Origin of the sequence: Pseudomonas sp. PvP025 (genome assembly GCF_017832155.1) — a bacterium.
Lineage (GTDB): Bacteria > Pseudomonadota > Gammaproteobacteria > Pseudomonadales > Pseudomonadaceae > Aquipseudomonas.
This window is the reverse complement of sequence record NZ_JAFIBJ010000001.1, coordinates 4112699-4133333: the sequence shown is the minus strand read 5'-3', so window position 1 is coordinate 4133333 and position 20635 is coordinate 4112699. Positions and strand designations below refer to the sequence as shown.

The 20635-nt window shown below is 59.6% G+C and carries 13 protein-coding genes and 3 rRNA genes; 5 read left to right on the top strand and 11 right to left on the bottom strand.

Going from position 1 to position 20635, the window contains the following annotated elements; all coding sequences use genetic code 11:
- Positions 1-80 precede the first annotated feature (80 nt).
- The 7 genes from JOE32_RS18000 to JOE32_RS17970 form a co-directional block, all read right to left on the bottom strand.
- Positions 81-1526, bottom strand: a complete 1446-nt coding sequence (locus tag JOE32_RS18000; RefSeq protein ID WP_209986995.1) for an efflux transporter outer membrane subunit — start codon at positions 1524-1526, stop codon at positions 81-83.
- Entirely contained in the window at positions 1523-2581 is a 1059-nt protein-coding gene (locus JOE32_RS17995; RefSeq protein WP_209986991.1) for an HlyD family secretion protein, read from the bottom strand. The genes JOE32_RS18000 and JOE32_RS17995 overlap by 4 nt, the downstream gene beginning before the upstream one ends.
- A gap of 15 nt (positions 2582-2596) precedes the next feature.
- Entirely contained in the window at positions 2597-4132 is a 1536-nt protein-coding gene (locus JOE32_RS17990) for an MFS transporter (RefSeq protein WP_209986987.1), read from the bottom strand.
- A 143-nt stretch (positions 4133-4275) separates the two neighbouring features.
- Positions 4276-5196, bottom strand: a complete 921-nt coding sequence (locus JOE32_RS17985; protein WP_209986984.1) for a LysR family transcriptional regulator — start codon at positions 5194-5196, stop codon at positions 4276-4278.
- A 60-nt stretch (positions 5197-5256) separates the two neighbouring features.
- On the bottom strand, positions 5257-6105 hold the full coding sequence (locus JOE32_RS17980) for an ABC transporter permease (RefSeq protein ID WP_209986981.1): 849 nt from the start codon (positions 6103-6105) through the stop codon (positions 5257-5259).
- Between the two features lie 11 nt (positions 6106-6116).
- A complete protein-coding gene (locus JOE32_RS17975; RefSeq protein WP_209986978.1) occupies positions 6117-6968 on the bottom strand; it encodes an ABC transporter ATP-binding protein in 852 nt (283 codons plus the stop codon).
- 22 nt (positions 6969-6990) lie between these two features.
- Positions 6991-7884: a TauD/TfdA family dioxygenase gene (locus JOE32_RS17970; RefSeq protein ID WP_209986975.1), complete on the bottom strand. Its 894-nt coding sequence runs from the start codon at positions 7882-7884 to the stop codon at positions 6991-6993.
- Positions 7885-8207: 323 nt separating this feature from the next.
- Here JOE32_RS17970 and JOE32_RS17965 point away from each other — a divergent pair, with 323 nt between their 5' ends.
- The 5 genes from JOE32_RS17965 (at position 8208) to JOE32_RS17945 (ending at position 14801) form a co-directional block, all read left to right on the top strand.
- Positions 8208-8906 carry a GntR family transcriptional regulator gene (locus JOE32_RS17965; RefSeq protein ID WP_209986971.1) on the top strand — a complete coding sequence of 233 codons (699 nt, stop codon included), beginning with the start codon at positions 8208-8210 and terminating at the stop codon, positions 8904-8906.
- A gap of 343 nt (positions 8907-9249) precedes the next feature.
- Positions 9250-10008 carry a DUF3050 domain-containing protein gene (locus tag JOE32_RS17960; protein WP_209986968.1) on the top strand — a complete coding sequence of 253 codons (759 nt, stop codon included), beginning with the start codon at positions 9250-9252 and terminating at the stop codon, positions 10006-10008.
- Complete coding sequence (locus tag JOE32_RS17955; protein WP_209986965.1) at positions 10005-10952, top strand: diiron oxygenase; 948 nt, start codon at positions 10005-10007, stop codon at positions 10950-10952. Before JOE32_RS17960 ends, JOE32_RS17955 begins: the two co-directional genes overlap by 4 nt.
- Positions 10949-14320 (top strand): amino acid adenylation domain-containing protein, encoded by a 3372-nt coding sequence (locus JOE32_RS17950; protein WP_209986961.1) that lies wholly within the window; start codon positions 10949-10951, stop codon positions 14318-14320. Before JOE32_RS17955 ends, JOE32_RS17950 begins: the two co-directional genes overlap by 4 nt.
- 22 nt (positions 14321-14342) lie before the next feature.
- Positions 14343-14801: an SRPBCC family protein gene (locus tag JOE32_RS17945; RefSeq protein ID WP_209986959.1), complete on the top strand. Its 459-nt coding sequence runs from the start codon at positions 14343-14345 to the stop codon at positions 14799-14801.
- Between the two features lie 42 nt (positions 14802-14843).
- On the opposite strand, the gene JOE32_RS17940 is transcribed toward JOE32_RS17945, so the two are convergent.
- From JOE32_RS17940 to JOE32_RS17925, 4 genes are all read right to left on the bottom strand, one after another.
- Positions 14844-16724, bottom strand: a complete 1881-nt coding sequence (locus tag JOE32_RS17940) for a methyl-accepting chemotaxis protein (protein WP_209986956.1) — start codon at positions 16722-16724, stop codon at positions 14844-14846.
- Positions 16725-17022: 298 nt separating this feature from the next.
- Positions 17023-17138 (bottom strand): 5S ribosomal RNA (gene rrf, locus JOE32_RS17935).
- Between the two features lie 108 nt (positions 17139-17246).
- Positions 17247-17362: ribosomal RNA gene (gene rrf, locus JOE32_RS17930) — 5S ribosomal RNA — on the bottom strand.
- A 172-nt stretch (positions 17363-17534) separates the two neighbouring features.
- A 23S ribosomal RNA gene (locus JOE32_RS17925) occupies positions 17535-20426 on the bottom strand.
- Positions 20427-20635 lie beyond the last annotated feature (209 nt).

Genomic DNA, 20635 nt, shown 5'->3' with positions numbered 1-20635 from the left:
GGGCAAGCCCGCTCGCCACAACAAGCCTGGTCACCACAAAAAAGCCTGCACACCGCAATAGTCACAAAGCGCGCCAAGGCTCAGCGCTCGGCTGTTTGCACCGGATACACCGACGCCCACCCGCCACCCAGCGCCTTGTACAAACCGACCATGGCCAGCGACACGTCGGTGGAGCTTTGCACCCATTGCTCCTGGGTCGCCAGCAACGCGCTCTGCACGGTGAGAACGTTGACGAAATCCGCCACGCCTTCGACGTACTGGTGTTGCGCGGTGGTCAGGGCGATCTGGTTCTGGCGCACGGCTTCGGCGAGGCTGTCGCGGCGCAGCTGGCTGGCGTTGTAGCGGGTCAACTGGTCGTCGATCTCGTGCCAGGCACGCAGCACGGTGTGCTGATAGGCCAGCGCTGCCTCCTGCTGCTGGGCTTCGCGCAGCGTCAACATACCTTGCAGGCGTCCGCCGTTGAACAACGGCAGGCTGAACTGCGGGCCGAAGGCAAACGCGCGCGAGCCCCAGGAGCCGAAATCCGCCAGTTGCAGAGCCTGGGAGCCGAGGCTGCCGGACAGGGTGATACGCGGGTAGAAATCGCCCTTGGCCACGCCGATGTTGGCGGTAGCGGCATGCAGGCGCGCCTCGGCCTGGCGGATATCCGGGCGGCGTTCGGCCAACTGTGACGGCAGGCCAATGGCGACCTGGCGCGGGGTTTGCGGTACGGCGGCGTCTTTGGACAGTTGGGCGTGCAGGGCCTGGGGCGGCTCGCCCATGAGCAGGCTGAGGGCGTTGATCAACTGATCCTGACGTTGTTGCAGCTCCGGCAGGCGCGCTTCGATGGTGGCGACCTGGGCGGCGGCTTCGGCCACGTCCAGGTCGGTGGCAACGCCATCGGCGAGGCGCAGTTGCGAGAGCTTCAGGCTGTGCCGGGCGACGTCGAGGTTCTGCTCGGTGACGTTGCGGGTGTTCTGCACGCCGCGCAGTTGGATGTAGTCCTGGGCGGTCTCGGCCAGCACCGACAGCAGCACGGCGCGGCGGTCGTCTTCGGCGACTTGCAGGGTGGCATCGGCGGCCTCGGTCTCGCGCTTGACGCGGCCCCAGAAGTCCAGCTCCCAGGCGGCGGAGAAGGCCGTGTCCCATTGGTTGAAGGCCGAGCGGCCGTTTTCTCCGGAGGGGTCGTTCAGGCCTTCGCCACTGTTGCGCTTGCGCTGGTAGCCACCGCCTGCCGCGAGGTTGGGGTAACGCCCCGCCGTGGTCACCTGGCGCACGGCTCGGCTTTGTTGCAGGCGGCTGCCGGCCAGTTTCAGGTCGAGGTTGTCGGTGAGGGCGCGGCGTGTGAGGGCTGACAGTTGCGCGTCATGGAACACGTCCCACCAGCGCTCCTGCAGCGGATCGGCCACGGCGCGGCTGTCGGCCTGACGGCCCTGAGGTTCGCGCCAACGCTCGACGTGCGGCACCTGGGGCGTGTGAAAGTCCGGGCCGACGGTGCAGGCACTCAGGCTGATGACGCTCAAGGCGAGCCAGGCAAAACGTATCATTGCTGGGCCACCTCACGCGGCTGCGCGGCGGGCTGGGTGTCGACGCTGGCCTCCACCGACATGCCCACCCGCAGACGTTCGGTGAGGGGCTGGCCGGGTTCGAGGATGATCTTCACCGGGATGCGCTGCACCACCTTGGTGAAGTTGCCGGTGGCGTTGTCCGGCTTGATCGAGGCGAACGTCACACCGGTGGCCGGCGCCAGGCTCTCCAGATGACCGTTGAGCAACTCGCCGTCGAGGCTGTCGACGCGCACCTGCACGGGTTGGCCGGCATGCATGTGCGACAGCTGGGTTTCCTGGAAATTGGCCACCACATAGGCCTCGCTCAGCGGCACCACAGCGAGCAGCTTGCTGCCCGGCGTCACGTAGGCGCCGACCCGCACCGCGCGCTCACCGACCATGCCGTCCACCGGCGCGACGATGCGCGTATAGGACAGTTGATAGCTAGCCATTTCCAACGCCGCCTGGGCGCGCTTGAGCCCGCCTTCGGCCGCATCGAGCTGGGCACTGAGGATTTCCACCTGCTTGCGTTCGGCCGCCAGCACCGCGGTGGATTTGGCCAGGCGCGCGGTGGCCTGGTCGATGCGGGTTTTGGCTTGCTGGGCGTTCTGCACGGTGCCCGCGCCCACGCCGGCGAGGTGGTTGTAGCGGTTCAGCTCGTGCTCGGCGAACGCCACTTCGGCGCGGTCTGCCGCCACGGTGGCCTGGGCCTGGGCGATCACCGAGCTTTGGCGCTCCAGGGTGGCGCCGGCGTTTTTAAGCTGGGCTTGGGCGACCAACGCATCGGCATCGGCGGCCTGGGCGGCGGCGCGAAAATCGCGGTCGTCGATCAGCGCCAGCAGTTGGCCGGCCTTGACCTGCTGGTTGTCTTCCACCAGCACCTCTTTGATAAAGCCGGCCACACGCGGGGCGATCAGGGTGAAGTCGGCGGCGACGAAGGCATCGTTGGTGGTCTGACGCGCGTTGCCCAACAGGCCCGGCGTGACCAGATACACCAGCACGCCAACGGCAAATACAGCGATAACGGAGACGGCAATTTTGTCTTTGCGTTTCATGGGGAGTCCTTGAGGCTATGTCGGTGCGCGAGGCGGATAAATCCGCGTGGGCATCCAGAAAATCAGCAGGATCAACGCCACCGCGACACCGGCCATGACGACATACAGATCCGACGAGGTGAGCACCACGGCCTGTTCGTGCAGGCGGTGGGCCAGGCCCGGCGCATCGCCGTCGGCCAGGGGTGAGTTGCCCAGGCGATCCACCAGCATGGTGGAGTGGAAGTGTTCACGGCGGGTGGTCAGGGTTTCGAGCACTGCGGCGGCGATCACCGCAGACAGGCCTTTGATGGTGTTGAACCAGGCCGAAGCGAACGGCCCTTCAACGGGCTGGATGCTGCCGGTGGACAGCATCAGCAACGGCAGAACCGCCATCGGTTGCCCGATGATTTGCAGCAGGTACCAGCCATAGAAATCGTCGCGAATCCACGCCGAGGTCAGCTGCGAACTGCCCAGGCAACTGAGCACCAGAAGGCTCAAGCCGAGCCCCAGCACCCAACGGCAATCGACCCGACGCAGGTTGCACAGCGCCGCCACCAGCGGCAGCGCGATCAATTGCGGCAGGGCCATCAGCAACATCACCGGCGCGGTCTGCAGCGGCCTGTAGCCCTGCACCTGGGCGAGGAAGCTCGACGGGATGATGATCACCGAGGTCAGCACCATCAGCACGCCGGCCAGTACGATCAGGGCAAACGCCAGGTTGCGCAGACCGAGCATCTGCACGTTGAAAAACGGCAGCGGCTGCGACCACTCATTGAGCAGGAACAGCACCAGCAACAGGCTGCCGCCGCTGAGCAGGAAAGTGATCAGGCCGGACTCGAACCAGTCCAGGCGGTTGCCTTGCAGCAGGCCGATCACCAACATGCAGATCGCCGGAAAGCCCAGCAGCAGGCCGCGCCAGTTGAACTGCCTGAAGCGCTCCAGGCGCAGCGGGTCCTGCGGCAAACCGTAGGCCACCGCCGCCATGGCCAGCAGGCACGGCGCGACGATCTGCCAGAACGCCCACTGCCAGCCCACGTACTCGGTCCACAGCGCCGCCAGCGGCGTACCGAGGCTCGGGCCAAAGGTGGCGGTGAGCGCGTAGCCGGCCAGGCCATACAGCTTGATGTTGGCCGGCAGAAAGCGCAGCGCCACCGACATCAGCATCGGCGGCAATGCGCCGCCAGCCAGGCCTTGCGCGGTGCGCAGCAGCAGCAGGCTTTGGTAATTGGGCGCAAACGGGCAGAGGATGCCCAGCAGGGTGAACAGGCCGATGGCGCACAGGGTGAAACGGCGCAGGGAGAAAGTCACCGCACACCAGGGCGCGAAGGCCATGGCCGCCACGGAGGTGGCGGTGTAGGCCGCGACCAGCCAGGTGCCTTCGTCATAGCCGATGAACAGCGCGCCGCGGATATCGGCGAGGGCGATTTTGGTGACCATGTCGTTAAGGCCGGACACCAGCACCGCCAGCAGCACACCGACCAGGCCGATGATGATGCGCAGGCCGAACACCGGCGGATTGAGCGCGACAGGTTTGGCTGCGGCCTGCAGGGCGGGGGCAGCGAGGGAGGTCATGTACGGGTAACTCGGAATGATAGATACCCGAGCAGTTTAAGCAGCTACACACATGACAAAAAGTTACTTATTGGCAGGGTATAAGTGCACGCAACGCAATCTATGTGGCAGCAAGCCCCCTCCCACAGTTGATTGTGAAATGCTCAGGTGGGCTGGGCTTCGAGCCAGGTGGCCTGGAAGCTTTCGCGAAAGGTTTCGCGCAGCCATTTGTGCGCCGGGTCCTTGTCGAAACGCGGGTGCCAGGATTGGGTCAGCATCAGGGTCGGCAACGAGATCGGTAGGGCGAAGGCGCGCAGCGGCAGTTTCAGACGCTTGACACTCAGGAGGGCTTCCTTGGGCACCGGCAACAGCAGGTCGGAGTCGGGCAGCATGAACATTGCGCCGTGAAACCCAGGGGCGATCATCGCGACGCGGCGCTCCAGGCCCTGGGCGTTCAAAGCAGTGTCGATGGGCCCGCGCGCGATGCCACGGCGCGAGATGCTGATATGGGAATAACCGGCAAACCGTGCGGCGGTGATTTCCCCGTCGAACAACGGGTGGCCTTCGCGCGCCAGCCCGACGAAGGTGGTGGAGAACAGGTTCTGCACCTTTACCTCAGGGGTGACGGGCAGCGTGTTGCTCACCCGCAGGTCCAGGCGCCCTTCGCGCAGGGCTTCGTCGTCGGTGTCGCCTTCGGGCACGAAGTACAGCTCGCACAGTGGCGCCATGCGCTCCATGGTGTCGAACAGCCGGCCGCCATACACGCCGATGAAGAAGTCGTTGGCGCGCACGCTGAAGCGACGCCGCAAGGTGCTCAAGTCCACCTGGTCGGCCGAGCGAAACAGCAGCGCGGCCTGCTCCACCACGTTGCGCACCTGGCCTTGCAGTTGCAGCGCCTTGGGCGTGGGCACCAGGCCGCGTCCGGCGCGCACCAGAATCGGGTCGCCCACCGCCTCGCGGATGCGCGTGAGGGTGCGGCTCATGGCCGCCGGGCTGAGGTTCATCCGCCGTGCGGCGCCGACCACGCTGCCTTCATCGAGCAAAGCGTCGAGGGCGACCAGCAGGTTCATGTCCGGTAATTGCATGCCAGGCACTCGCGGTCGTAAAAGCGTGAATTGGCCGCAATCCTAACAGGGATGGCCGGCCTAGCGCTGCATGCCCCAGCGTTTCACCGTGAGCCGCTCGAAGGTGTCGAACACCAGGTTTTCCACCAGCAGGCCGATCAGAATCACCACGGCCAGGCCGGCGAATACCTTGTCGGTGTACAGCTCGTTGCGGTTCTGGAAGATGTACCAGCCCAGCCCGCCCTTGCCGCTGGTGGCGCCAAAGACCAGCTCGGCGGCGATCAAGGTACGCCAGGCAAAAGCCCAGCCGATTTTAAGGCCGGCGAGAATCGACGGCAGCGCAGCCGGGATCAGAATGAACAGCACGAAGCGCATGCCCTTGAGGCCATAGTTGCGACCGGCCATGCGCAGGGTTTCGGACACGCCAAGGAACCCCGAATAGGTATTGAGCGCCAGCGCCCACAGCACCGAATGCACCAGCACAAAGATCAGGCTGTTCTGGCCCAGGCCGAACCACAGCAGCGCCAGCGGCAGCAACGCAATCGCCGGCAGCGGGTTGAACATTGAGGTCAGCGTGCTCAACAAGTCGCGGCCCAGTTGGGTCGAGACGGCAAGCGTGGTCAGGGCAAAGGCCAGCACGATGCCGATCAGGTAGCCCTTGATCAGCACGGCCAGGGAGATGCTGACCTTGCTCAGCAGTTCGCCGCTGAGCAGGCCGTAGTAGAGCGCGTGGAAGGTCTGCAAAAAGCTCGGCAGCAGCAGGTCGTTGTTCTGATAGCGCGCCACCGACTCCCAAATGACTGCCAGCACGATCAGGATCAGGCCTTTGCGCAGCCAGCCTTGTTGCCACAGGCGCTGACGCAGCGGCAGTTCGCGTTCCACCGGCACGCTGAGCAGCGGTTCGAGGGTTATTTCGTATTCCTGGCGCATGGGGCGACCCTTTAGTAAGCGATGCGAATATCGGCGAAACCCAACTCACGTTCGGCCTCGGGGGCTTCATCGAACAGCAGGCGATGAATGCGCCGCGCCGAGGCCTGGAAGTCCACACCGCCGAGGCTGTGCAGGTCGTATTGATGGCTGTGGATTTCTGCGCGCACGCGCCCCGGGTGGGGCGACAGCAGGAGGATGCGGTTGCCGACCACCAGCGCCTCCTCGATGGAATGGGTGACGAACAGCAGGGTGAAGCGCACTTCTTCCCAGAGCCGCAGCAGCTCTTCCTGCATCTTGCGTCGGGTGAGGGCGTCCAGGGCGGCGAAGGGTTCGTCCATCAGCAGAATTTTGGGCTGCATGGCCAGGGCACGGGCGATGGCCACGCGAGCTTTCATGCCGCCGGACAAGGTGTGCGGGTAGGCATCGGCGAAGGCACTGAGGCCGACTTTGTCGAGGTAGTGCAGCGCGCGTTCTTCGGCTTCGCGGCGCTTGAGGGTTTTGGACGCCAGCAGGGGGAACATGACGTTCTGCTTGACGGTTTTCCAGGGCGGCAACTGGTCGAACTCCTGGAACACCACGATGCGATCCGGGCCAGGTTGTTCGACCTTTTGCCCCAGCAGGCGAATCTCCCCTTCACTGGGCTTGATAAACCCGGCGATGGACTTGAGCAACGTGGATTTGCCGCAGCCCGACGGGCCGAGCAACACGTAGCGGTCGGCCGGGTCGATCTCGAAGCTGACCTGGTGGGTGGCGCGTACTACTCGTTCGGGGGTGCGGTACTCAAGGCTAACGTTGTCCACCGCCAGCAACGGTTGGGCGGTGATCAGGTTGCTGGCCGCGTGGCCTGGCAAAGGCGCGTTCATTTCAACTCTCTTGCGATAGGGTTCAGAAAGGCGCATCGCCCTGGATGGTGGTGCGGAACAATTTGCGCCGCAGATGGCTGGGGCAACCGGCGGCGAGATGAATCAGCGAGCGGTTGTCCCAGAACACCATGTCGTGGGGTTGCCATTGGTGGCGGTAGATGTTTTCCGGCAGCACGCTGTGGGCATAGAGCTGGGCCAGCAGGTCGCGGCTTTCGTCTTCGGGCAGGCCGACGATGCGGGTGGTGAAACCTTCACTGACGAACAGCGCCTTGCGGCCGTTTTCCGGGTGGGTGCGCACGATGGGATGAACCACTTCGGCTACCTGGGCCAGCTGCTCCGGGGTGAGCGTCGGGCGCCAGTTACCTTCGAATTTGGTTTCGCTGTAGCGCGCCGTGTAGGAGTGCGCGGCGCTGCGGCCTTGCACGGCGTTGCGCAGGTGCTCGGGCAACTGGTCCCAGGCTTTATGCATGTCAGCGAACAGGGTGTCGCCGCCCTCGGAGGGCAGCTCCTGGGCATGCAGCATCGAACCCAGGCTCGGCAGTTCCTTGTAGGAGAGGTCCGAATGCCAGAATTTACCCGCATCTCCGAGGCCGATGGATTGACCGTTTTCCAGGATGTTGGAGACGATCAGGATTTCCGGGGGATTGGTCAGCAGAAACTGTTTGAGCACGTGAATCTGCAACACGCCGAAACGGCGGCTGAAGGCGATCTGCTGTGCAGGGGTGATGCGCTGGTCGCGGAACACCACGACGTGATAGTCCAGGTGCGCGCGGTGAATGCGCGCAAACTCTTCGTCGCTGACCGGGCGGGACAGGTCCAGGCCAATAACCTCGGCACCGACGCTGCCGGATAATGGGCGAATCTCGAATGCTTGTGGGGTAGCGGTCGCTGTTGGAACAGTAGAGGCGGCGGACATGAAGTGACTCCCGGTCGGACAGGAGAGTAACTTTATAGACATAAGAAGGTCAGTTTAAATACCATTAGTGAATATCTATAGACGTTAATGTGTTCATCAAGAGGCTGGACCGGCTACGCTGAGCGAGTAAGGAAAGGTGGCGAATCATTCAGTTGTTGCTGGCGTGTAAGACGTCGCAAAACCACGGTGTGGGCCTGGAGAACCCCGTGTTTAAGCACTTACAAGCCGAAAACCTTGTTCGTTTGACAAGCTTTTGAGCTGTCTCTAGTGTGCTTTGGATCCAATTAGCCATACTTATTTTAAAAAGGGAGGAGAGCGTAGCCGTGACGCAGAAGCCGAACCTGTTGAACAGCATTAAGGTCAGCGGACCTATCCCCGCTCATCTTGCTCGTTCCGTAATTGAAGAAACCTTGCGCAACGCCATTCTCGATGGCCGGTTGCCCTGCGGCACCGCCATGCGCCAGCAGGAACTGGCCAGCCTGTTCGGCGTCAGCCGCATGCCGGTGCGTGAGGCCTTGCGCCAGTTGGAAGCGCAGTCATTGCTGCATGTGGTGACGCACAAGGGCGCCGTGGTGGCGCCCCTGATCGAAGACAACTCGGCTGAAACCTACGCCTTGCGCATACTGCTGGAGTCCGAAGCCCTGCGCCTGTCGATCCCCTTGCTCACCGAGGCCGACATCGCCGAGGCCGAGACATTGATCAATGCCCTGGAGCGGGAAAAAGACTATACCGAGATCGGACGCCTGAACCGCCTGTTCCACATGGCGCTGTATGACAAGGCGCCCAATCAAAGGCTGCTCAAGCTGGTCGAACATGGCCTGAATGAAGAAGAGCGCTTCCTGCGCTTCAACCTGGAGGCGATGGGGCTCGGCGAGACGTCCCAGGAAGATCACCGCACACTGCTGAGCCTGGTGGCGCAGAAGAAGACCGATGAGAGCATTCTCACCCTGCGCAATCACCTCACGCGCGGGATGGAAGTGATATCTGCCTATCTCAACGGCCTTGAAGCGGCCGGCAAGTAAACCTCATGCCGTTCGGGGCCTCCTTTTTATCAGGGGGAAGCCCCCGCGCCGATACAACTTGATTAAGCCTGCGCAGGTTAAAGAAACTTCCCACACTTAAGCAATTAACTTACTCACAACATGTATTTTCTCGAAAAACTTTTAATACATTTGCAAGCTCATCCAAACGTTTAATCCGCTTATTATCCTGCGCCACTAAACCAGACACTCAAACCGGCCGCGCAATCCCTTGCCCAAGTGCGGCTACACGCTCGGCCCGGCAAAAATCCTGACTGTCCATTTCAAGCTTAATAACAGTCCTTCTGTCTTCAGCGCAGTCGCAACAAACTTATAGGCATCAACCATGCATCAAACTTTACTAGAGCAGAAAAAACTGCAACTGTGCAGTCATCCTTTATTTAATGAAATAACTTCACTCAGCAAGTTACAACTTTTTATGCAGAGCCATGTATTTGCTGTGTGGGACTTCATGAGTCTCACCAAACGCCTGCAACGGGACCTGGCCGGCACACAGGTGCCCTGGCTCCCCCCAACCGATCCTCAGGCCGCTCGGTTGATCAATGAGATCGTGCTGTGTGAGGAGTCGGATGAACGTCCAGGGGGTGGTCATTGCAGCCATTTCGAGTTGTACCGTGGGGGCATGCTTGAAACAGGTGCCAGTACTGTCGCCATCGATCGGTTCGTCATGCTGCAACGCCAGGGGGTAGACGCTCAGGTAGCGTTGCAAACGTTAGAGAGTCTGCCCGGCACGGCACGGTTTGTCGGCAGCACGCTGCACACCGTACTCGACGCACCTACCCACTGTGTTGCGGCGGCCTTCCTGCACGGCCGTGAGAGCGTCATACCGACCATGTTTGAACGCCTGTTGCAAGGCAGCGCAGCGTGGATCGGCCAGGCGCCGATGCTGCGCCATTACTTCAACCGACACATTCAATTGGACGCCGAGGACCATGAACCCGGCGCGCGGGCGATGCTTGAGCGCCTGATCGATGGGGACGTGCATCGCCGGCAACAGGCTGACGCGTTCGCCTTGAGCGCGGTTGAACAGCGCATCCATTTCTGGGACGACCTGCGAGCCTCGCTGCAGGAGGTGCACCCATGAGCATCACGGATTACTGCTCCATCGCCGACGACTGGGAGCGTCGCGCAACCATCCGCACGCGCCCGCGCCGTCTGCTGGAAGACGATGACAAATTGATCTTCCCGCTGTGCCGCCAGCCGCTGGTATTGAGTGCGACGTTTGTCGAACACTGTGCGCAATGGCGAGACTTTGTGCTGGTACAAAGCTTTTACAAATACATTAATGACGTGGTGATTTTCGAGACCGAAATTGTCGACAGGACCGCCCGCAGCATTGCCAAGAACCGCTTCACACTGCCCTTCCCCCTTGCCTGTCGCTACGACGCAATGTCCGTCGTGGTGGACGAGGATTACCACGCAATGGTGGCGTTGGACTTCCTGCATCAGACGGTGAGCATGACCGGCATCCAGCCCCTCGACCTGCCCAGGCAGATCGAACTCAGCCGCGCGCTGCCGGCAGCGCAGGCACAGGCGCCCACTCATCTGCGCGATGCCGTGGAGCTGATTGGCGTGGCGATTGCCGAAAACACCGTGACCCATGAGGTGGCGGCGTTTTCCAGGGACGACAGTGTCAAGTCGTCCATTCGCGGCATGATGGCCGATCACCTGTTTGACGAAGGCCGCCATGCCCGTTTCTGGACAAGTCTGGTACATCTGTATTGGCAGGCGGCCAGCCCGGCAGATCGCGACAGCATCGCTCAGGTGCTGCCGACGTTTCTGATGCACTACCTGACCAACGATCTGCAAAAAACCTTCGACCTGCAATTGATCGAACACCTGGGCGTAAGCGCGCGCATCCGTGAGGCCTTGAGAGACGAGGTGGAGGCACTGGCGTTTCCCATCACCCGCCAGCACCCTCTGATTGGCAACATCATGAAGTTTTTGCAGCACAGCGGTTTGCTCCAGACGCCAAGCGTGGCAGCGGCCATGAATGACTATCTGTCGCCGGCGGGGAGAGCGGCATGAGGTGCCTGACAGTGGGATGGGTCGGCACGAGCAAAGCGCTGACCGAAGTGCGGACGGAGCTCGAAGCATATGGTCATCGGTGCGCAGACGAGGACGCTGATCTGGTGATCGACGACGGCAGCCAGCCACTGCCGATACGTTGGGCCTGCACGCCGCGCCTGAGTCTGCGACTGGGGATCGGCTCAGCGACCGAGTCCGGATTGCCTGTGCTGCAATTGCGCAGCTATAACCATGAACATCGCCTGGTGGACGTGCTGGACGTGGCTGAAGAACCCAGCGGGAACGGCCAACACTTGTGCCGCCGGGCGACACGCGCGCTGGTGGAGTGGGTGGCTCTGCAGGTGAGTCGCTTTGCACGCGACCCGCAGTTATGTGTATCGCCTACCTTTGCCAACGACTGGCCTGACCTGGACTTGCAAAGCCTGGATGCGCTGGCCTACCTGCATCGGTTCAATTGCACGGCAGATCCTGAACTGCTGCGGGCGGCGCAAGTGCCGATTATCGAGCGACTGCAGACCAGCCTCATCACCTTCGCTGAGCGACCGGCGCTGAATGTAGCGGGCGAGGTTGTCACTTACCGGCAACTGCAGACGCACGCCTGGGCGATCCAGCAACGATTGTCGGCAGTGCTGGAGGGTGTTGAAGGTTCAGCGATCGTCGGAGTCTGCCTGGAAAAGTCTGCCGCGCTGTACGCGAGCATCCTGGCGATTCTCGGCTGCGGCGCAGTCTACCTGCCACTGGCTGCGCAGCTTCCTCTTCGGCGCCAGCAGGTCATGCTGGAAAGCGCAGGCGCCCGTGCTTTACTGGATGAGGGCAGCCACCCGCTGCGTGAACACTTCATGGCGCTGGATGTGCGTGGTGCCGATCGGCAAGACGCCTCGCAACCGCTGCCGCACCCTCGACCAGACCCGAGCGCACCGTGCGTCGTGCTCTTCACGTCCGGCACCAGTGGCAGACCAAAAGGCGTGCGGCTCAGCCAGGGCAACCTGGCGCACTTTACTGCCTGGTTCGGTGGCTGCATGGAATTGAGTGAACAGAGCCGCGTGCTGCAGTTCGCCGCATTGAACTTTGATGCTTCGCTGATGGATATTTTCCCGAGTCTGATTGCCGGCGCGCAGTTGATCATTCCCGGCGAGGCGCAGCGGCGTGACCCGCAGCAATTGGTGGAGTTGATTCGCCAACAGCACGTCACCCACGCGTTCCTGCCACCGGCGCTGCTCGGTATCCTGCCGCTGGATGAGCTGCTGGGCCTGACTCACCTGCTAACCGGTGGCGAAGCGTGCGAACCCCATGTCATCGAACGTCTGGCCGGCCAATGCCACCTGCACAACCTCTACGGCCCCACCGAAGCCACGGTACTGGTGACGCATCGCCTGCTGCAGCGCAAAGATGGCAACACCCGGGTGGGCCGGCCAATCGCCAACAGTCAGGCGCTGATCCTCGACGAGGACATGCAGCCGGTGGATGAGCAGGTAATGGGTGAGTTGTATATCGTCGGGCCTGGGGTGAGCCTGGGGTACTTGAGCACCGCGCCGGTACTCGACAGTCCCTTTGTCGAGCTGACACTGCCGGACGGTCAGGTTGTCAGGGCCTACCGCAGTGGCGACCTCGCGAAATGGACGGACGACGGTATAGAACTCGGTGGGCGCCGTGATGACCAGGTAAAGATCCGCGGGGTGCGGATCGAGCCGCAGGAGATCGAGCAGTGCCTGCGCGACAGTCGGCTGTTTCGTCAGGTTGCGGTGGTGATCGAGCGTGACGGCAAGATTCGTGGAGTTGTCGCCTATCCGGAGGCCGGTGCTACGCTGGCCGATCTCAAGCAACACGCGCGGCAGTGGTTGCCTGATTACCTGCAACCACAGGTGTGGGCCGAACTGTCTGCCCTGCCCTGCTCCGGCAGCGGGAAGATTGACCGTCAGGCCTTGCTGGCATTGCCGATTCAAGCCTCACTGGCTGGCAATGGCCGCACTGCGCATACGCCCCTTCAACGGCAACTGGCGCGGCTATGGAGTGAATTGTTGCGCGTGCCTGTGGATGATTTGAGGCTGGACGACAGCTTCTTCAACCTCGGTGGGCACTCCATTTTGCTGTCGACTTTGTTGCTGAGCATTCGTGAACAGTTCGGCCGCAGTGTACCGCTGAACCACTTCTTCGAGAGGCCGACGATCAGTACGCTCGCCTTGCTGATGCAGGACAGTGCGCTGCCAGACGCAGCGTACGGCCAGGCCGTGCGCGATGCTCAGCGTGAACAGGCACTGAGGGTGCTGCCCGAGACTCGAGCTGGTGATCGACGCAAGGTGATTGTGACGGGGGCCAACAGTTTTATCGGCGTACATGCCGTCGAGGCATTACTGGCAGGCGGTGCAACAGCGGTAGCGTGTCTGGTGCGTGAGTTGCCGGGTCAACCGGCAGCCAGCAGGTTCAGCGAGGCACTGAAGGAGTACCGCCTGGAACATCTGGACACGAGCCGGGTGCGGGTGTATCCGGCCGATGTCAGCCAGCCACGCCTGGGGCTGGCGTGCGAGGTGTATGACGCGCTCGCGAGGGACTTTGGCGTGCTGGTGCACAACGCTGCACAGGTCAATCATGTGATGGACTATGGGTCGCTGGTGCCGGACAACGTCGACCCCGTGCGGGAATGTTTGCGCCTGTGCGAGACCCACTGCAAAAAGGTTCTGAACTTCATCTCGACGCTGTCCGCCTGCAGCAGCATTGATGCCGAAGGCTACGTTCTGGAGTTACCGGCCGCGGCGACACTGCCGATCTACATCAAGAATGGCTACAACCTCTCCAAGTGGGTGGCCGAGCGGCTGTTGGGACGTGCGGTGGCGCAAGGCGCGTGGGTCAATATCCTGCGTCCGGGCAACATCAGTTTCAACAGCCGCAACGGTGTTTGCCAACCCCGGAAAAATCGCCTGATGCTGATGCTCAAGGGATCGCTGCAATTGGGTCTGATGCCCCGTCAGGAGGTGAACTTCGACCTGATGCCGGTGGACTTTTTTGCACGCTTTCTCGCGTTTCACTGTGGCCAGTTCGACAGCGAGCGCAGCGTTTTCAACCTGCACAACCCGCAGCCGCTGAGTTGGGACGACTACCTTAATGCGTTCAGCCAGGCGGGACATGCCTTCGACCGCGTCACTGTTGTGCAGTGGCAACAGGCCTTGCGCACAGTTGATCGCGACAACGCGTTGTTCGGGGTACTCGGGTTTTACATGGATGGGCCGGGCGAAGACATCGGCGACACTTCAATGATCCGTTTCGACAACGCACGTCATGGCGTGGAACAAATGGGCACGCACTACCCCGAGAAAAGTCCCGCCTTGTTGCGTCAGGGCTGCGACTACCTGAAGGCTGTGGGCTTTCTTTGAACTGCTTTTAAGGACCTTTCTCATGAAACCACTGCAACCCGATACGCTGATTCGCAATCCCTGTACCGCACCGGTGCAGGCCTGTGTCGTTGTCGAGTGCGAAGCGGCTCGCTTGTGGGCCGTAGTCGGTCACTTTGCAGGCTTTGATGCGTTCATTCCGGCCCTGTCACATATAGAAATGACCGGCACGGGTGTCGGAGCCTTGCGTACCAAGTTCTTCCACGATGGTCACTGCGTGGTGGAACAACTCAACAGCCGGGATGAAGACGCCATGTGCATGACCTGGACTACGGTCTACAACACCTTGGGCGTCGCGCGCCTGTGGGCGGCGATGAGTGTTGAGGCGGTTGACGCCGGCCGTGCCAGGGCGACCTGGACGATCATCGGCGAACCTGTCGGAGACACCCAGGTGGAATTTGATGCGTTTGCACAAGCGTTTGCCGACAGTGCGCTGGAGAATGTGCGCCGGATGCTTGGCTGAACGCAGGAGCGAGCGTGCTCGCTCCTGCTTTGCACTCAAAAGTCAGAGCTTGAAGCTGTCAACCAGCTGCTTCAATCGACTGGCCTGCTGGGAGAGCGCATCGCAGTCTCTCAGCGTTTCATTGAGGTTGACCACGCCTTGCTGGTTCAGCAGGTTGATCTGGTTGATATCCACGTTGAGGCTCTCAACCACGGCAGTCTGCTCCTCGGTAGCGGCAGCCACCGATTGGTTCATGCCGTCGATCTCGACAATCCGCTGCGTCACGCTGATCAGGCGCTCGCCGGCCTGGTTGGCCACTTCAACGCTCTCTTCGCTGGAGGCCTGGCTGGCGTTCATGGTAGTTACCGCTTCACGCGAGCCCACTTGCAGCGAGGTGATCATTTTATGGATCTCTTCAGCCGACTCCTGGGTGCGGTGAGCGAGGTTGCGCACTTCGTCAGCGACCACTGCAAAGCCACGACCTGCCTCGCCGGCCCGTGCCGCTTCGATCGCGGCATTGAGCGCGAGCAGGTTGGTTTGCTGAGAGATACCTTTGATCACATCGAGAATGTGGCCGATGTTGTCGGTACTGGCATTCAGCGTTTCGATCTGGGTGCAGGACAGGCTGATTTTTTGCGACAGCTCCGACATTGCCAGGATGGTTTGCTCAACCACTTTGCGTCCGCCATCCGCTTGCTCGCTGGCACCGCTGGCATGTTGCGAGGCGTCGGCCGCGTTACGTGCAATTTCCTGGGTGGCGGCGCCCAGCTCATTGATAGCGGCGGCTACGCTGTTGGTGCGCGCGCTCTGCTCGTCGGAGCCAACGATGGAGGCATTGGACGAGGCCATCACTCGCTGGGACAGATCGTGTACCTGGCGCGTCGCCGAGGACACTTCGGAAATGGACGCGTGGATTCGCTCGACGAATTGGTTGAAGGCACTGCCCACTTCGCCAAATTCGTCCTTGCTGGTCACATTGAGGCGACGAGTAAGGTCGCCTTCACCTTGGGCAATGTCCTTCATCGCCGCGCCCATGGTGGTCAAGGGCCGCAGCAATACTTGAATCAGCAGGCTCAAGAGCACGGCAATCGCTACCACGGCGATCAGCATGGCAATCAGCGCTGAAGTGCGGAATTTACCCAGTGGTGCGTAGGCTTTGTCTTTGTCGATCGACAGACCGATATACCAATCCGCGCCTGGCAAGCCGCTGATAGGCGTGAACGACAGGATGCGCTCCTGACCGTTGAGGACGACATCCTGGTTGACCTTGTCGATACGCAGGCTGATGCCTGGATAGATATCCTTGAGGTTCTTCATCACCTGGTCCTCGTCCGGACTAACGATGACCTGGCCATCGCCGCTGACCAGAAACCCGTGACCAATGCCCCCGAAGTCCACGGCATTGATGATCTTCACCAGGGTTTGCAGGCTCAGGTCTCCACCGACGACACCCAGCAGCTCACCGTTCCTCTTGACCGGCATGGCGATGGTAACGATCTGCCCACCTACTGCGGCCATGTAGGGCGGTGTAAGCATGGGCTTATCGGCAGCGACGGCTTGTTTGTACCAGGGACGCTGACGCGGGTCGTAGCCATCGGGCATCTTGGCGTCGGGGCGCTGCGTGAACACGCCGTTGGTTTGGCCAACGTAGGTGAATTGAAAATTTGAAGTGAGCGCAGGCTGATCAACCAGACCCGGAAGGTCGGCAGTTGCGCCTTGGTGTGCGATGTTCTGTGCCAGGTTCTCGAGGACCAGTACGCGGCCACTTAGCCAGTTCTGCACACTGCTGGCGGTGAGTTCACCTGACTGCTGGATGGACGACTCCAGATTTTGCTTGATCGTGCTGCGCTGCAGGTAGTCGTTGTAGAGCGTGAATAACGCGAAGGCCAGGACAACGACGCCTGACGCGGCCAGCAGGATTTTATGACTGAACTTCAGATTCATTTCGTCGACTTCTTTTGCCAAAGGGGATGAGCGTGCCGCGTGGAACATTCCATGTAGCGCTATAAGCAGGCTCTTCGGCCGCTCTATCTCGGGGCACGCGTGGCTCGTCAGGCTTTCGGCAGGGAGTGCGGAAATCTTGAGATGTATTCTCATCCCCTACAGGGCAGCCGACCAATGGTTATCGTACAAGTGCAAGCATGTAAGCGTGATATGGGACCAGGTAAGGCGAGCACCCTGTCCAAGTCCCTAAACGACAAAACCCCTGTCTGCGCTAGCAGACAGGGGTTCTGGAATTCAATCTTGACGATGACCTACTCTCACATGGGGAAACCCCACACTACCATCGGCGATGCATCGTTTCACTGCTGAGTTCGGGATGGGATCAGGTGGTTCCAATGCTCTATGGTCGTCAAGAAATTCTGTATACCAGAGCGTTGTTCAAACAACACGCCGGTGAAAATTCATGGACTTCTACAAAAACAAAACCCCATCTGCTTTCGCAAATGGGGTTTCGGAATTTAATCTTGACGATGACCTACTCTCACATGGGGAAACCCCACACTACCATCGGCGATGCATCGTTTCACTACTGAGTTCGGGATGGGATCAGGTGGTTCCAATGCTCTATGGTCGTCAAGAAATTCGGGTACTGAGTCGTGGCCAGACGGCCTCGCTTCAGCAAATTGGGTATGTGACAGCTGTCGGTGTTTTGTGAGCGTCGAACTTTCGGTTCATCTCGTCTTCACACACCGCAATCTGATGCTTCTACTTGTTTCCAAGTCAGGAGTAGTCAAATTGCTTGGGTGTTATATGGTCAAGCCTCACGGGCAATTAGTATTGGTTAGCTCAACGCCTCACAGCGCTTACACACCCAACCTATCAACGTCGTAGTCTTCGACGGCCCTTCAGGGAACTCAAGGTTCCAGTGAGATCTCATCTTGAGGCTAGTTTCCCGCTTAGATGCTTTCAGCGGTTATCTATTCCGAACATAGCTACCCGGCAATGCCACTGGCGTGACAACCGGAACACCAGAGGTTCGTCCACTCCGGTCCTCTCGTACTAGGAGCAGCCCCTCTCAAATCTCAAACGTCCACGGCAGATAGGGACCGAACTGTCTCACGACGTTCTAAACCCAGCTCGCGTACCACTTTAAATGGCGAACAGCCATACCCTTGGGACCGGCTTCAGCCCCAGGATGTGATGAGCCGACATCGAGGTGCCAAACACCGCCGTCGATATGAACTCTTGGGCGGTATCAGCCTGTTATCCCCGGAGTACCTTTTATCCGTTGAGCGATGGCCCTTCCATACAGAACCACCGGATCACTAAGACCTACTTTCGTACCTGCTCGACGTGTCTGTCTCGCAGTCAAGCGCGCTTTTGCCTTTATACTCTACGACCGATTTCCGACCGGTCTGAGCGCACCTTCGTACTCCTCCGTTACTCTTTAGGAGGAGACCGCCCCAGTCAAACTACCCACCATACACTGTCCTCGATCCGGATAACGGACCTGAGTTAGAACCTCAAAGTTGCCAGGGTGGTATTTCAAGGTTGGCTCCACGCAGACTGGCGTCCACGCTTCAAAGCCTCCCACCTATCCTACACAAGCAAATTCAAAGTCCAGTGCAAAGCTATAGTAAAGGTTCACGGGGTCTTTCCGTCTAGCCGCGGATACACTGCATCTTCACAGCGATTTCAATTTCACTGAGTCTCGGGTGGAGACAGCGCCGCCATCGTTACGCCATTCGTGCAGGTCGGAACTTACCCGACAAGGAATTTCGCTACCTTAGGACCGTTATAGTTACGGCCGCCGTTTACCGGGGCTTCGATCAAGAGCTTCGCGTTAGCTAACCCCATCAATTAACCTTCCGGCACCGGGCAGGCGTCACACCCTATACGTCCACTTTCGTGTTTGCAGAGTGCTGTGTTTTTAATAAACAGTCGCAGCGGCCTGGTATCTTCGACCGGCATGAGCTTACGGAGCAAGTCCTTCACCCTCACCGGCGCACCTTCTCCCGAAGTTACGGTGCCATTTTGCCTAGTTCCTTCACCCGAGTTCTCTCAAGCGCCTTGGTATTCTCTACCCAACCACCTGTGTCGGTTTGGGGTACGGTTCCTGGTTACCTGAAGCTTAGAAGCTTTTCTTGGAAGCATGGCATCAACCACTTCGTGTTCTAAAAGAACACTCGTCATCAGCTCTCGGCCTTAAGATCCCGGATTTACCTAAGATCTCAGCCTACCACCTTAAACTTGGACAACCAACGCCAAGCTGGCCTAGCCTTCTCCGTCCCTCCATCGCAATAACCAGAAGTACAGGAATATTAACCTGTTTTCCATCGACTACGCTTTTCAGCCTCGCCTTAGGGACCGACTAACCCTGCGTCGATTAACGTTGCGCAGGAAACCTTGGTCTTTCGGCGTGGGTGTTTTTCACACCCATTGTCGTTACTCATGTCAGCATTCGCACTTCTGATACCTCCAGCAAGCTTCTCAACTCACCTTCACAGGCTTACAGAACGCTCCTCTACCGCATCACTTACGTGATACCCGTAGCTTCGGTGTATGGTTTGAGCCCCGTTACATCTTCCGCGCAGGCCGACTCGACTAGTGAGCTATTACGCTTTCTTTAAAGGGTGGCTGCTTCTAAGCCAACCTCCTAGCTGTCTAAGCCTTCCCACATCGTTTCCCACTTAACCATAACTTTGGGACCTTAGCTGACGGTCTGGGTTGTTTCCCTTTTCACGACGGACGTTAGCACCCGCCGTGTGTCTCCCATGCTCGGCACTTGTAGGTATTCGGAGTTTGCATCGGTTTGGTAAGTCGGGATGACCCCCTAGCCGAAACAGTGCTCTACCCCCTACAGTGATACATGAGGCGCTACCTAAATAGCTTTCGAGGAGAACCAGCTATCTCCGAGCTTGATTAGCCTTTCACTCCGATCCACAGGTCATCCGCTAACTTTTCAACGGTAGTCGGTTCGGTCCTCCAGTTAGTGTTACCCAACCTTCAACCTGCCCATGGATAGATCGCCCGGTTTCGGGTCTATTCCCAGCGACTAGACGCCCTATTAAGACTCGCTTTCGCTACGCCTCCCCTATTCGGTTAAGCTCGCCACTGAAAATAAGTCGCTGACCCATTATACAAAAGGTACGCAGTCACCCAACAAAGTGGGCTCCCACTGCTTGTACGCATACGGTTTCAGGATCTATTTCACTCCCCTCTCCGGGGTTCTTTTCGCCTTTCCCTCACGGTACTAGTTCACTATCGGTCAGTCAGTAGTATTTAGCCTTGGAGGATGGTCCCCCCATATTCAGACAAAGTTTCTCGTGCTCCGTCCTACTCGATTTCATGACTAAGAGATTTTCGCGTACAGGGCTATCACCCACTATGGCCGCACTTTCCAGAGCGTTCCGCTAATCTCAAAGCCACTTAAGGGCTAGTCCCCGTTCGCTCGCCACTACTAAGGGAATCTCGGTTGATTTCTTTTCCTCAGGGTACTTAGATGTTTCAGTTCCCCTGGTTCGCCTCTTACGCCTATGTATTCAGCGTAAGATAACCATCTTATGATGGCTGGGTTCCCCCATTCAGACATCTCCGGATCAAAGTCTGTTTGCCGACTCCCCGAAGCTTTTCGCAGGCTACCACGTCTTTCATCGCCTCTGACTGCCAAGGCATCCACCGTATGCGCTTCTTCACTTGACCATATAACCCCAAGCAATCTGGTTATACTGTGAAGACAACATTCGCCGAAAATTCGAATTTCTCAGTTAAGAGAACTCACAAATTTTACCTTAGCCTGATCCGTTACCAGTGAAAGTAACGTTCAGTCTATCTTTCTATCACATACCCAAATTTTTAAAGAACGATCTAATCAAAGACTAGAAATCAACATTCACCATCATCACAATGGA

Coding starts and splice junctions, on each gene's coding strand:
- JOE32_RS17945 (WP_209986959.1), top strand. CDS start 14,343: ATGAAACCACTGCAACCCGATACGCTGATTCGCAATCCCTGTACCGCA.
- JOE32_RS17940 (WP_209986956.1), bottom strand. CDS start 16,724: ATGAATCTGAAGTTCAGTCATAAAATCCTGCTGGCCGCGTCAGGCGTC.
- JOE32_RS17990 (WP_209986987.1), bottom strand. CDS start 4,132: ATGACCTCCCTCGCTGCCCCCGCCCTGCAGGCCGCAGCCAAACCTGTC.
- JOE32_RS17985 (WP_209986984.1), bottom strand. CDS start 5,196: ATGCAATTACCGGACATGAACCTGCTGGTCGCCCTCGACGCTTTGCTC.
- JOE32_RS18000 (WP_209986995.1), bottom strand. CDS start 1,526: ATGATACGTTTTGCCTGGCTCGCCTTGAGCGTCATCAGCCTGAGTGCC.
- JOE32_RS17975 (WP_209986978.1), bottom strand. CDS start 6,968: ATGAACGCGCCTTTGCCAGGCCACGCGGCCAGCAACCTGATCACCGCC.
- JOE32_RS17955 (WP_209986965.1), top strand. CDS start 10,005: ATGAGCATCACGGATTACTGCTCCATCGCCGACGACTGGGAGCGTCGC.
- JOE32_RS17980 (WP_209986981.1), bottom strand. CDS start 6,105: ATGCGCCAGGAATACGAAATAACCCTCGAACCGCTGCTCAGCGTGCCG.
- JOE32_RS17995 (WP_209986991.1), bottom strand. CDS start 2,581: ATGAAACGCAAAGACAAAATTGCCGTCTCCGTTATCGCTGTATTTGCC.
- JOE32_RS17970 (WP_209986975.1), bottom strand. CDS start 7,884: ATGTCCGCCGCCTCTACTGTTCCAACAGCGACCGCTACCCCACAAGCA.
- JOE32_RS17960 (WP_209986968.1), top strand. CDS start 9,250: ATGCATCAAACTTTACTAGAGCAGAAAAAACTGCAACTGTGCAGTCAT.
- JOE32_RS17950 (WP_209986961.1), top strand. CDS start 10,949: ATGAGGTGCCTGACAGTGGGATGGGTCGGCACGAGCAAAGCGCTGACC.